7 protein-coding genes and 4 pseudogenes are annotated in these 12,882 nt (G+C 69.7%); 7 read left to right on the top strand and 4 right to left on the bottom strand.

Features of this window, described 5'->3' with window-relative positions; all coding sequences use genetic code 11:
* Positions 1-281 precede the first annotated feature (281 nt).
* On the top strand, positions 282-1,082 hold the full coding sequence (locus tag GJ632_RS12585) for an aldo/keto reductase (RefSeq protein ID WP_191453152.1): 801 nt from the start codon (positions 282-284) through the stop codon (positions 1,080-1,082).
* A gap of 364 nt (positions 1,083-1,446) precedes the next feature.
* Here the strand turns inward: GJ632_RS12585 and ppc are convergent.
* Positions 1,447-4,138: pseudogene (gene ppc / locus GJ632_RS12580) on the bottom strand (phosphoenolpyruvate carboxylase).
* Positions 4,139-4,247: 109 nt separating this feature from the next.
* On the opposite strand from ppc, the gene GJ632_RS12575 reads away from it, so the two are divergent.
* From GJ632_RS12575 to GJ632_RS12560, 4 genes and pseudogenes are all read left to right on the top strand, one after another.
* The gene (locus GJ632_RS12575; RefSeq protein ID WP_191453151.1) at positions 4,248-4,466 is read left to right on the top strand and encodes a hypothetical protein; all 219 of its coding nucleotides are present in this window, start codon (positions 4,248-4,250) and stop codon (positions 4,464-4,466) included.
* 101 nt (positions 4,467-4,567) lie between these two features.
* Positions 4,568-5,402: pseudogene (locus GJ632_RS12570) on the top strand (ubiquinol-cytochrome c reductase iron-sulfur subunit).
* 97 nt (positions 5,403-5,499) lie between these two features.
* A pseudogene (locus GJ632_RS12565) lies at positions 5,500-7,080 on the top strand (succinic semialdehyde dehydrogenase).
* The gene (locus tag GJ632_RS12560; RefSeq protein ID WP_191453153.1) at positions 7,077-8,147 is read left to right on the top strand and encodes an SDR family oxidoreductase; all 1,071 of its coding nucleotides are present in this window, start codon (positions 7,077-7,079) and stop codon (positions 8,145-8,147) included. Before GJ632_RS12565 ends, GJ632_RS12560 begins: the two are co-directional and overlap by 4 nt.
* Before the next feature lie 57 nt (positions 8,148-8,204).
* On the opposite strand, the gene GJ632_RS12555 is transcribed toward GJ632_RS12560, so the two are convergent.
* The 3 genes from GJ632_RS12555 to GJ632_RS12545 form a co-directional block, all read right to left on the bottom strand.
* Positions 8,205-8,492, bottom strand: a complete 288-nt coding sequence (locus GJ632_RS12555) for a ubiquitin-like small modifier protein 1 (RefSeq protein ID WP_089808141.1) — start codon at positions 8,490-8,492, stop codon at positions 8,205-8,207.
* A 63-nt stretch (positions 8,493-8,555) separates the two neighbouring features.
* Positions 8,556-9,809, bottom strand: coding sequence for a potassium transporter TrkA (locus GJ632_RS12550; RefSeq protein WP_231751534.1), 1,254 nt, complete (start codon positions 9,807-9,809; stop codon positions 8,556-8,558).
* The gene (locus GJ632_RS12545; protein WP_191453150.1) at positions 9,806-11,092 is read right to left on the bottom strand and encodes a potassium channel family protein; all 1,287 of its coding nucleotides are present in this window, start codon (positions 11,090-11,092) and stop codon (positions 9,806-9,808) included. Before GJ632_RS12545 ends, GJ632_RS12550 begins: the two co-directional genes overlap by 4 nt.
* Positions 11,093-11,153: 61 nt before the next feature.
* Here GJ632_RS12545 and GJ632_RS12540 point away from each other — a divergent pair, with 61 nt between their 5' ends.
* The gene (locus GJ632_RS12540; protein WP_191453149.1) at positions 11,154-11,537 is read left to right on the top strand and encodes a cupin domain-containing protein; all 384 of its coding nucleotides are present in this window, start codon (positions 11,154-11,156) and stop codon (positions 11,535-11,537) included.
* 60 nt (positions 11,538-11,597) lie between these two features.
* Positions 11,598-12,823 (top strand): annotated as a pseudogene (locus GJ632_RS12535) (NAD-binding protein).
* Positions 12,824-12,882: the final 59 nt, after the last annotated feature.

Here is a 12,882-nt window from a genome sequence, read left to right as displayed (position 1 = left end):
GTCGAGTTCGTCGGCCACGTCGCGGGTCCGCTTTGCGTCCCGGCCCGCGAGGACCACGTCGAGTTCACGGTCGGCCGCTTCCTCGGCGACGAGGCGACCGGTGTATCCGTACGCGCCGTAGACGAGAAACTGAGAGTCGTCTGCCATGGTTCGGCGTTGGGTCCTCGGCCGGTTATTCGTACCGGCTCCGCCCCGGTCGCGGGCCGGCGAACCGGCGTCCGGAACCCCGATTGGACTGCCGGGACCGGTGCCGTTGACACCGCGGCGGCCGAGGCGGCGGTATGGAGATTCCGAGACTCGGCTTCGGCACGTATCAGATGGACGAACGCGAGGAGTGCGTCGAGGCCGTCGAACTGGCGATGGAGACGGGCTACGAACACGTCGACACCGCGCAGGGCTACGACAACGAGGAGTACGTCGCCGAGGGCCTGGACGCCTCGGGCGTGGACCGCGACGAGGTGTTCGTGGCGACGAAACTCGACACGGACAACCTCGCGGCCGACGACGTCGTCGAGACGGCGCAAGAGAGCGCGGAGCGACTGGGTACCGACAGCATCGACCTGCTGTACGTCCACTGGCCGATCAACACGTACGACCCCGAGGAGACGCTCCCCGCACTCGACGAACTCGTCGACGACGGACTCGTCGAACGCGTCGGCCTGAGCAACTTCCGCCCCGACCAGATGCGGGAGGCCATCGAGACACTCGACGCGCCGGTCTACGCGCATCAGGTCGAGATGCACCCGATGCTCCCGCAGGAGGAACTGCACGAACTCGCCGTCGAGGAGGACCACCAACTCGTCGCCTACTGCCCCATCGCCCGCGGGAAGGTGGCCGACGTGCCCGAGATTCGGCAGGTCGCCGAGAAGCACGACGCGACGGCCGCGCAGGTGTCGCTGGCGTGGTTGATGGACAAGGAGAACGTCACGGCCATCCCGAAGGCCGCCTCGCCCGACCACGTCGAGGAGAACTACGAGTCGCTCGAACTCGAACTGGACGACGAGGACCGCGAGACCATCGGCAGTATCGAGACGCGAGAGCGCATCGTCGACTTCGACGATGCGCCGTGGAACCAGGTCTGAATCCCCCCGCCGACCCGCGTCGGTGACGCCGCGGTCTGACTGACCATCACATCCCCCGTCTTCGACGTTCTCAGGTGCTAACAAGTCCGGATAGGGTAGTAAGTTTTACAAATATTCGTGCGAAATTTCGAGACATGGGAGTCGCCGTAGTGGCGTGCCCACACTGTGGGCAGATGGTAGAAGCTGAGTGCCCGACAGGCGTCTGCACGGAGGCGTCCGCAGACGGCTGAAAGCCGAGTACCGGGCAACTCGTAACACCTGTCCGGAGTGCGGGTCGCAGTACGACATCAGGGAGCCGTAGCCGCCGTCGGGGGACGGCAGCCTCCGGTGCCGAGCGACGCGTCTTCGCCGCTCTCCTCCGCGGTCACCCGGTGTTCTTCATCCCCGCCGCGATGCCTTTCACGGTCAGCCGAAGCGTCCGCTCCTCGTCTTCGGTCCGGTGGGTCTGCGACAGCAGGTGGGTCTGGAGCAGGTTCAGCGGGTCCACGTAGGGGTTCCGCCGACGCAGGCTCTCGTCCAGCCACTGGCGCTTCAGGAGCGAGTCCCGGCCGCTCACGTCGAGGACGATGTCGCGGGCGCGTTCGTACTCGTCGTACAGGCGCGGGTAGAACCGCTCGCGCAGGTCGTCGTCCGCGAGGGCCGCGTAGTGCTCGGCGATGCCGAACTCCGTCCGCGCGAGGGCGAGCGAGGCGTTGTCGAGCGTCGTCTGGAAGAACGGCCACTCGTCGTACATCTCGCGGAGGGTGGCGACGTCGCCGCCGTCGTCGAGGTACGCCTGGATGCCCGCGCCCAGCGCGTACCAGCCGGTGATGATACAGCGGGACTGCGTCCACGAGAACACCCACGGGATGGCCCGCAGGTCCTCGACGGTGCGTTCGCCGGACCGGGAGGCGGGGCGTGAGCCGAGGTTGAGGTCCTCGATGACCGTGATGGGCGTCGCCTGCTCGAAGTAGGAGACGAATCCCTCGGTTTCGAGCAGGTCCTGGTACTCCCGCCGGGCGGCAGTCGCCATCGTGTCCATCGCGTCGGCCCACTCCTCGGGCACCTCCTCCTCGGGCACCTTGATGGCCTCGTGCCGCGACCGGACCTGCGCGTTCAGCATCTGTTCGAGGTTGCGTTCGGCGATGCGCGGGTTGGCGTACTTCTCGGCGATGGCCTCGCCCTGTTCGGTGAACTTAATCTGGCCCGTCACCGTCTCGTTCGGGAGCGCCAGCATCGCCTCGTTCATCGGGCCGCCGCCGCGGGAGATGGACCCGCCGCGGCCGTGGAACAGGCGCATCGTCACGTCGAAGTCGTCGCAGATGGTCGCGAGGCGGCGCTGGTTCTTGTAGAGGTCCCAGTTGGCCGCGAGGTAGCCGTTCTCCTTGTTCGAGTCGGAGTAGCCGAGCATTATCTCCTGCAGGCCGTTGCGGGCGGCCAGCACCTGCTCGTACGCCTCGTTCTCGAACAGCGTCCCCATGATGCGGCGCGCGCCGTTCAGCGCCGACTCCGTCTCGAGGAGCGGCACCACGTCGAGGCCGCAGTGGTCGGGCAGGGAGACGACGCCCGCCTGGTCGGCGAGGAACAGCACTTCGAGGACGTGGCTCGGCTCCTCGGTCATCGAGATGCAGTAGGTGTCGATGGCGCCGACGCCGTACTCACGCTGCCACTCGCCGAGCTTCTCGAAGCGCGTCAGCACGCGCTGGGCCGTGTCCGAGATGTCGCCGGGGTCGGCGAGGTCCAGCAGGGGTTCGTCCTGCAGGATGGCCTCGGTCAGCACCTCGACGCGGCCCGCCTCGTCGCGGCCGCGGTAGTCGATTCCCTCGTGTTCGAGCGCCTCGTGGACCGCCTCGGTGTGGTTCTCCTGGTGGTCGCGCAGGTCGAGGCTGGCGAGCGTGAAGCCGAACGTGTCCACCTGCCGCATCAGCGGGCTCACGTACTCGTCGGCGACGCGTCCGCGCCGTTGGCGCGGAGGCTCGCGTCGATGGTCTCGAGGTCCTCGAGGAGTTCGTGGTGGCTCGCGTAGCCGTCGGGGCGAACGTCCTCGATGCGGCGGATGCGCTCGCGCATCAGCTTCAGCTTCTGCCGGTAGGGCTCGTCGGGGTAGCGCTCCTCCGTCTCCTCGGCGACGACGGGGAGCCGTTCGCGGTCCGCCATCAGCGAGCGCTCGAAGTCGGCCCCGACGTCGATGCGGGACCCGTCCTGACTGAGGACGCCGGACAGGCGCTTGAGCGCGTCGCTGTACTTCTCCAAGACGACCGTGCGCTGGCGAGCCAGCGTGTCCTCGGTGACCTCTGGCGTGACGAACGGGTTGCCGTCGCGGTCCGACCCGGCCCACGAGCGGAACTCGAACAGTTTCGGCACGTCCACCTCGGGGTACTCGTCGGCGAGGACGTCCTCGAACTCGGCGTACACCTCGCCGACCACGTCGAACAGGATGGACTCGAGGTACCACTGGACGTTCCGCGCCTCGTCCTGCGGTTCGGGGCGGCGGTCGCGGACCTGCGAGGTCTGCCAGAGGCTCGTCACCTCTGCGTCCACCTTCCGCCAGAGCTGCTGCCGTTCTCGGTCGGTGAGGAGGCGTTCGTCCATCTCCTCGATGCGCGCGGCGATAGAGCGCAGTTTCGCCTTCACCGTCTTCCGCCGGGCCTCGGTCGGGTGCGCGGTGAACGTCGGTTCGATGAGGACGTCGTCGAGGATGCGCTGGACCGTCTGGGGGTCGGCGTCGCCGTCCGCGAACGACTCGACGGTGGCGAGCAGGCCGTCCTCAAGGTCGCCGGCCTGCGACGCCTCGCGGATGGTCCGGACGCGCTCGCGTTCCTCCGCGAGGTTGATGAGTTCGAAGTAGGTGGTGACGCGCGGGCGACGACGCTCTCGCCGTCGGGCGAGAGCCCGTCGAGTACCTGCAGCAGGCGCGCACGGGAGTCGAGGTCGCCCTTCCGGTAGTCGATGGCGGCGGTCCTGATGTCTTCGACGGTCTGGAACGAACTGGTGGACGACTGCTCTTCCAGCACGTCGCCCAGGAGCGCCCCGAGCTCCCGGACGTCCCGCCTCACGTCTCGCGTGTGTAACTCCATGACCAAGGCTATACTCGCATCTGTGTAAAAGCCACGAGTCGTTAGAAAAAATTGCCCGACGCTCGGGCGCGGCGGCACGCTTTTGGACGCGTCGGGTCTCCGTACGACTATGTTGCTCAGAGCGACCCTCCTCGTGCTCGGACTCGTCGAACTCCTCCGGCCGAAGCAGGTGGTGGACTTCTGGATGAACCTCGCGACGACGGGCGACGCCGAGGTCCGCCGGTGGGTGTACGCGGCCGCGCGATTCGAAGGGCTCTGTCTCGTCCTGTGGGCGGTGACCCGCGGGCGCGGCGGGTCCGACGCCGAGGGCGACGGCGCCTCGGACTGAGACGCCGACGACGCGGCGGTCAGACGGGTGATTCGACGGACGGACCAGTTCGTGGGGTCGGGTTTCGTCACCCTTTTTACCGGCGGGGCGAAGGTTCGTGTATGAGCGACAAGTACCCGGAAGACTCGGGTCGTCGCCGGTTCGTCAAAGGTGTCGTGGGGGCGCGGCACTCGCCGGCGTCGGCGCATCGGGCGCGGCCGCCATCAACTCCGCGACCACCTCCCCCGGTGCGGGCGGGGGGTCGACGCAGGCGATGGCCATCGAGAACACCGACGGTCCCGCACGCGCGGGATGCCGCAGGTACCCATCGAAATCGACTCCGAGGGGTACCTCAAGGGCGTCTGGCCCGAAGTGAAGACCATCGAGCAGCAGGGGGTCCAGATTCAGGTCGCCGAGACCGAAGACTACGAGGGCTCCGGCGTCACGTACACCTCCGAGTGGTTCCAGTACTGCGGCGTGGAGTCGTACGCGGGCATCGAACCCAACTACGACTCGGACAACTACTTCATCTCGGGGTCGAACCCCGGATACGACTGGCAGTCCGAGGCGTACTCGGAGGGTGACCGCCTCCACGTGGACGACTTCTCGGACTACCGCGAGTGGGGCAACGGCGTCGGGCAGTCGGGCATCGGGAAGGGCGCGACCGGCCGCTGGCGGTCCGAAGACGCCGAGGACGTCATCCCGATTCAGGTCCTCCGCTCCGAGCGCATCGAGGAGGCCGCCCAGAACGACCCGTGGCTACAGGCGTCCACGCAGGACGGCTTCATCGCGTGGCTGAACAAGTGTACGCACTTCTGCTGCGTGCCGAAGTACAAGACCGAGGGCTCCGAGAAGTTCAACGCGGAGAACGACGTCTACTGTCAGTGCCACCAGTCGGTGTACGACCCCTTCAGCATCGTCGAGACCCTGTTCGTCGCTCGTCCGCGTCCCGACTGATTCGACCCGACGGACGCGGCCCCGATACCCCCGCAGTCCCCGACTCTCGTCGCTTCGTTACCCCTCGCTTATACGAGACGCGACCGAACGACGAGTCATGACGCTCTCGACGCCGACAACCGTCCGACGGTCCCGCCTCGACGCCCTCGCAGACGCCGTCGTCACCGTCGCCGACCGTCCTTCGCTCGCAGTCGAGTCGCCGTTCGACGCGGAGACGGTGGGCGAGGTGCCGGCCTGTTCGCCAGACGACGTGCGCGACGCGTTCGACCGCGCCCGCGCGGCGCAAGCGGAGTGGGCGGACAGACCGCTGAGCGAGCGAATCGCCGTCTTCGAGGAGTTCCACGACCGGGTGCTCGACGAACAGTCGTCGCTGTTGGACGTGGTGCAGGCCGAGACGGGCAAGGCGCGACTCGACGCCCACGAGGAGGCCGTCGACGTCGCCGCCACCGCGCGGTACTACGCCAACCACGCCCGCTCGTACCTCGCGAGTCGACGCCGAACCGGCGCCGTCCCCCTCCTCACGCGGACGACCGAACACAGAAAGCCCGTCGGCGTCGTCGGCGTCATCTCGCCGTGGAACTACCCCCTCACGCTCTCCATCTCCGACGCCGTCCCGGCGCTCTTGGCCGGCAACGCCGTCGTCTGTAAGCCGGACGAGGGGACGCCGTTCACCGCCCTGCGGATTCGCGAACTGCTCGTGGAGTCGGGTCTGCCCGCCGACCTGTTCGCCGTCGTCACCGGCCGCGGCGACGAACTCGGTGAGGCCCTCGTCTCCGCGTCCGACTACGTCTGCTTCACCGGCAGTACCGAGGTGGGCCGCACCGTCGCGGCGACGGCGGGGCGGAACCTCGTGGACTGCTCGCTGGAACTCGGTGGGAAGAACCCGATGCTCGTCCTCGCGGACGCCGACGTGGACGCCGCGGCCGAGAACGCCGCGCACGCCTGCTTCTCGACGCGGGACAGCTCTGCCTCTCCGTCGAGCGAATCTACGTCGACGCCGACGTGCGCGAGGCGTTCCTCGACGCGTTCGTCCACGAGACGCGGCGACTCACCCTCGGGGCCGGATACGACTTCGACTACGACGTGGGGACGCTCACCTCGGCGGCCCAGTTGGAGAAGGTGGAGGCGCACGTCGAGGACGCCGTCGACGAGGGGGGCGTCGGTGCTGACGGGCGGCCGCCGCCGCGAGGACGTGGGGCCGTACGCGTACGAACCGACGGTGCTGACCGACGTGACCGAGGAGATGACGTGCGCCACCGAGGAGACGTTCGGGCCGGTCGTCGCCGTCTACGAGGCGTCGGGCATCGCCGACGCCGTCGAACGGGCGAACGAGGGACCGCACGGCCTGAACGCGAGCGTCTGGTCCGGCGACACGGCCCGCGCCGAACAGGTCGCCGAACGCGTCGACGCGGGCACCGTGAACGTCAACGACGGCTACGCCGCGGCGTGGGCGTCGCTGGACGCGCCGATGGGCGGCGTCGGCGACTCGGGCATCGGCCGTCGGCACGGCGAGGTTGGGATGACGCGCTTCACCGAGTCGCAGACCGTGGCGACGCAACGCGGCCGACCGCTCACCCGTCCCGCCGAGGTGCCGCGCCGCCTCTGGACGCTCCTGTTGAACGCGAACGAACGACTGACGAGTCGACTCACCGCGTGGCGGCGAGGTGGGGGCGGATGAGCGTCTTCCTGACGGGCTTTCCGGGCTTCCTCGGGTCGGCGCTGGTCGGTCGCCTCCTCGACCGAACCGACCGAATCGACTGTCTCGTGCAGTCGAAGTACCGCGACGACGCCGCACGTCGGGCCGCCGAACTCGCGGGCGACGACTGGGAGGCGGACATCGCCCTCCACGAGGGTGACATCACCGACCCGAGGTTGGGACTGTCCGAGGAGACGTACGACCGCCTCGCCGGCGACGCCGAGGAGGCGTTCCACTTCGCCGCGGTGTACGACCTGGGGGTCGAGGCGGACCTCGCGGAGCGAGTGAACGTCGACGGGACGAGACACGTCCTCGACTTCGCCGAAGCGGCGGACGCCCGACTCCACCACGTCAGCACCTGCTACGTCAGCGGGCGGTACGACGGCGTGTTCACCGAGGAGATGCTCCGGGAGGGGCAGTCGTTCACCAACCACTACGAGGAGACGAAGTTCCGCGCGGAGGTGGCCGTCCGCGAACGGATGGCCGAGGGCCTGTCGGCGACGATATACCGGCCCGCGATAACCGTCGGCGACAGTCGGACCGGCGAGACGCAGAAGTACGACGGTCCGTACCACGTGATTCGGTACCTCCTCCGGCAACCGCGCGTCGCCGTCCTCTTCACGCCCCTCGGCGCGTCGGATACCGAACTGAACGTCGTCCCGCGCGACTACGTGGTGGACGCCATCGACGCGCTCTCGCGGATGGACCGCTCCGCGGGCGTCACGTACAACCTCTGTGACCCGCACCCGCCGACGGCCGTCGAGGCGCAACGCGTCCTCGCCGAGGCGGCGGGTCGGCGCGTCGTCTCCGTCCCCACGACGCAGTCGCTCCTCGAACGACTTCTCTCGGCGGGTCCGGTCCGCGCGGCCACCGGGTTCGACCCCGCCGTCGTGCCGTACTACACGCACCCCACGCGCTACGTCGCGCCGAACGCGCGGCGCGACCTGTCGGGGACGGGCGTCTCGCCGCCGCCGTTCGCCGCGTACGCCCCCGCGCTGGTCGAGTTCGTGCGCGAGCACCCGGACATCTCGTCGGCGGCGATGACGTGAGGCGACGGTCGGACGGGGACGTGCGCGAGCGGTCGGACCCGAGACGAGAACGGAGGGTCAGACGCGACGCCGTCCCGCGCCACCGCTGACGGGCGGGAACAGGGCGAGTTCGTCGTCGTCGTCGACCGTCTCCGAGAGCGAGGCGTCGTCGCCGTTCCGGAGGAGGTTCACGTGGTCCGCGAGCGTGTCGTCTTCGAAGACGCGGACGCGCAGGCCGTCGTGGCCGTCCAAGAGGGCGTCGAGTGCGTCTCCGACCGTCGCGTCGTCCCCGACGGTGACGGTGGTCTCTCTCGCGCCGGCCACCTCCGCGAGGTCGGCGAACAGGCGCCAACGTACGGTCGTCATGTGTCGATGTTCCCCGCCGGGGAGTCATGAGTATTGCGCCACGGGCGCGTCGGCCGCCGACGCTCAGTCGTCGTCGTCCGAGCGGTCGGCGGCCGCCGGCCCCGACTCGTCGGTCCCCGCGGACCCGTCGTCGGGGGCCGACGCCGGCGCGTGATGCGGCGAATCGTCTCCGGGCGGGCCACGAGGAACAGCACGTCGCCGGGGGCGAGTTCCCCGCGCGCGCCTCGGGATGGTCTCGACGGGGGCGTCGGACGGGTGGACGGCGACGACGGTGGCGTCGAGCGTCGACAGCGTCGCGCCCGCGAGTTCGCTGCCCGCCTCGACGGTGACCGTCTCCATCGTCTCGTCGGCGCTCCGCAGGAGCGACGTGAACTCGTGTTCCGCGCCGGGGTCGGAGGGCAGCGTCAGGAGTCGGTACGTCTCCTCGTGGTCGAGGCGTTCGGCCTCCGCCTCGTCGAGGAGGACGGTGGCCACGTCGCCGGCCGTCGCGCGGAGTTCGGCGCTGGCGACGCGTTCGGGGTCGCCGTCCTCGCCCGTCCGCCAGAGTTGCACGGCGTCGCCCGCCGAGGCGCCCGCGCCGGGGTCCGCACGTACCGCGACGGCGGCGACGCCGGGCGGCATCGTCGGCCCCAGACCGGCGACGCGGCGGCCGACGGCGAGGTACGAGACGTTTCGCTCGTCGTCCAGTTCCACGTCGACGTGGCCGACGCCGTAGTCCTCCTTGATGCGCGTGACGAGTCGGTCGGCGAGTTCCTCGCGGGAGAGGGTGCGCGGGAACAGGAGTCGCTTGCCCGCCATCGCCTCCTTCCGGTCCGTGGGGACCGGGTCGTAGCCGTCGATGTCGCCCACGTCGGACGCCTCCGCCGGGAGTTCGACGGCGGTGACGCGCCCGACGGTCCGGACGATGCGGCTCACCTCGGCGTCTATCGAACGCGCGCCGGCGACGGCGAACACGTCGGTCGCGAGTCGGTCGCCGACCGCCCGTCCGACCGGCGAGAGGGCGACGGCGGCGACGAGGATGGTCGAGTTCAGGAGTATCCGCGGCGGGTCGAAGACGGCCGTGGGGTCCTGCGTCGTCGTCCGGAGGAGTCCGACGGCGTTCAGGTAGAAGGCGGCCGCGGACCCGCCGAACAGCGCCGAGAGCCACCTCGGGACCGGTTCGCGGGTGTACCACCGGTAGACGAGTGCCGCGGCGGCGGAGATACCGGCCGAGAGGGCGGTCAGCCCGACGACCAGCGCTCCGTCCTGCAGGAGACTGCCGACCAATCGGACCGCGGAGTCGAGTTGGAGGACGAGGCGGGGGGCGACGGGACTCACGACACCACCTCGGTGAACGCCGCCAGGTCGGGGTAGGCCCCGGCGACCACCAGTTCGTCGCCGACGGCGACGGCCTGACCGCCGCGTGGCGCGATGGTCCACCGACCGTCCCGTCGCACCGCGAGGACGACGACGCCGTACACCTCGCGGACGTTCGCCTCGCCGAGGGTGACGCCGTCGAGGACGCCCCCGTCGCGGACGGTGACGCGTCGGAACCGCTTGCCCGCGCGGCGGAGGAGCGTCACCAGTTCGAACTCGCGGCGCACGCCGCGGGAGCGAACGAGGAGTGCCACGTCGGTCGCGGACAGCACCGTCGTCGCGTCCTGCCGACGGACCGAGAGCGTGACGCGCGCCTCGCCGCCCGCCGCCGTGGGGACGGTGACCGTCTCGACGGGCGGGGACACGTCGACGCCGCCGTCGGACCGGAGCCCCGACGAACCTCGCGAACCCGCGGTTCGCTCGCCGCCGTCCGTCACGGCCGCGTCGTCTCCGCCTCGCTCCGCCTTCTTCCCGCCGGCGTCGTCTGCGACGCCCAGCACCGTGGCGGAGACCCGCTCACCGTCCGCGAGCACCGTCACCTCGTCGCCGCGGGCGGTCCCCGTCGGCACGAGCGCGGTGGTGGAGACGGCGCGCGTCCCCGGTTCGAGCCGCTTCGACAGGCCGCTCATCGCCGGGGCGGCCGCGATGGTCGCCCGCGCGTGTTCGTCCAGCGTCACCGACGCCTCCGCGAGGTCGAACGCCGTCCGCAGGCGCTCCTCGACGCGCGTCTCCAGTTCCAAGAGCGGTACGTCGGCCGGGAACGTCCACTCGCTGGCCCGAATCTCGTCGCGGAGCGTCGCCGGCAGGGGCGGGTAGCCCTCGACGTCGCCGACTTCGCCGACGACGCTCACGCGGACCTGCCCGCGGCCGCCGACGAGTTCCACCACGTCCGAGGAGAGCGTCCGCGCGGTGAGTTCGCGCAGCGAGAGCTTCCGCGGGAGGTTCGCGCCCATCTTGTCGCCCATGCTGTGTGCGTACAGCGTCACCATCAACACGACGAGCAGCGCCACGGTGAGGCGCACCTGGTCGTCCGAGACGGTGACCGCCGGGTCCGCGAGGGCGAGCAGACCGCCGTTCAGCCCCGCGATGGCGACGCCCAGACCGACGACCGCCAGCCCCGGAATCGAGACGCCCGTGAAGTACCGAAACGTGAAGCCGAGCGCCCACGCGATGAGGGCCGGGACGAACCCGGTCAGCACGCCGAGGTAGAGCCCGTAGAGCAGTTCGACGGGGAGTGGTTCCATCTGGACGTTCCTCTCGGCGGGAACGATTTACGTGTATCGCCCGCCGTCTCTCGGGACACCGATGACAGACGACGACCGACGGGTCGAACCCGTCACCCTCGCCGAGGCGTTCGAATCGTTCGACGAGACGTGGTCCCCGCGACTGGCGGCGGAGTTGAACGGACAGGCGGTGAAGCTGGCGAAGATGGACGGCGAGTTCGTCTGGCACAGTCACCCCGACGCGGACGAACTGTTCCTCGTCGTCGCGGGGTCGATGACGCTCGAACTCCGCGCGGGCGACGACGTGGAACTGGCGGCCGGCGAGATGGCCGTCGTCCCGCGCGGCGTCGAACACCGCCCCGTCGCTCCGGAGGGGGCGGACGTGCTCCTGTTCGAACCGTCGGGGACGGCGAACACCGGCGACGCCGCGGGCGACGAGAGAGCCGCGGACGTGGTGGACCTGTGAGGCGAGCGGCATCGCTTCGCTGTCGTGCCCGTTAAGTAGCGAACCCGCCACCGGTGAAATATGGTGCTCGAACGGGACTGGGTGGGCGCGCGCGCGTCGATGGTGCTGGCGTTCCTCGTTGGCGTCGTCTCCGTCGTCACGGGCATCGCCAACATCACCGTCACCATCGACGCGCCCGACTTCGTCCTGTTCGGCGTCACCCTCCCGGGCTACGTCCAGCAGGTGGCGGCGTTCACCGGCACGCTCACGGGGTTCGTCCTCCTCGTCACCGCGTTCGGCCTCCGCAAGCGCCTGCGCGCGGGGTGGTACGCGACGATGCTTTTGTTCCCCGTCACCGCCGCGCAGGGGGCGTTGCAGTCGAACGAGCAGTCGCTCCCGCTCATCGGACTCTCGGCCGTCGCGTTCGTCGTCGTCGGGCTCAACTTCCGCGCCTTCGACCGCGAACTGGAGCTGACGACGACGCAGTTGGCCGCGCTGTCCGCTCTCGCGGGCGCGCAGGCGTACGGCACCGTCGGCGCGTTCGCCCTGCGGGAACACTTCGACGGCGTCCGGAACCTGCTGGACGCGTTCTACTTCTCGCTCGTCACCGGGAGCACTGTCGGCTACGGCGACATCACGCCCAACTCGGCCGTCGGCGAACTGTTCGCCCTCTCGGTGCTGCTCGTCACCGTGTCGTCGTTCGCCGTCGTCCTCGGTGTCGTCTTCACCCCGCTCATCGAAGCGCAACTCTCCAAGGCACTCGGACGCATGACCGAAGAACAACTCGACCTTCTGGAAAACCACGTCCTCGTGCTCGGCTACGGGGACCTGACGGAACCGATACTCGAAGAACTCAGCCCGAAGTCGGACGTCCTCATCCTCACCGACAACGAGGAGCGGACGCGCCGCCTCACCGAACGGGGATACACCGTCCTCACCGCCGACCCGAGCGACGAGGAGTCCCAACGGCGCGCCCGCGTGGCGTCGGCCAGGGCCGTCGTCGTGGCGACGAACAACGACGCCGAGGACGCCCTCGCCATCCTGACCGCGCGTCAACTCAACCCCGAGGTGACCATCGTCGCGCGGCGACCCAGCGCGAGAACGTGAACAAACTCAAGCGCGCCGGCGCGGACACCGTCATCAGCCCCGCGGCTCTCGGCGCGCACTTCCTCGCGGAGTCCGCCCTCGGCGGCGAGGGCGTCGAGGAACTCGAACGGCGACTGCTTGCCGAGGAACCGTCGAAGGACGGCGGCGCGCAGGACGTGTTGGAGGACGAGGACGACGAGAACGGCGGCGACGGCGACTGACGACGCCGGCGACGATTCGGCGGGGAAGCCGACGACGATTCGGCGGGGAGGCCGACGAC

Source organism: Halogeometricum sp. CBA1124 (assembly GCF_009741955.1).
Classification (GTDB): Archaea; Halobacteriota; Halobacteria; order Halobacteriales; family Haloferacaceae; genus Halogeometricum; species Halogeometricum rufum.
The sequence above is the reverse complement of the archived record's forward strand: the minus strand, read 5'-3'. Positions and strand labels throughout refer to the sequence as shown.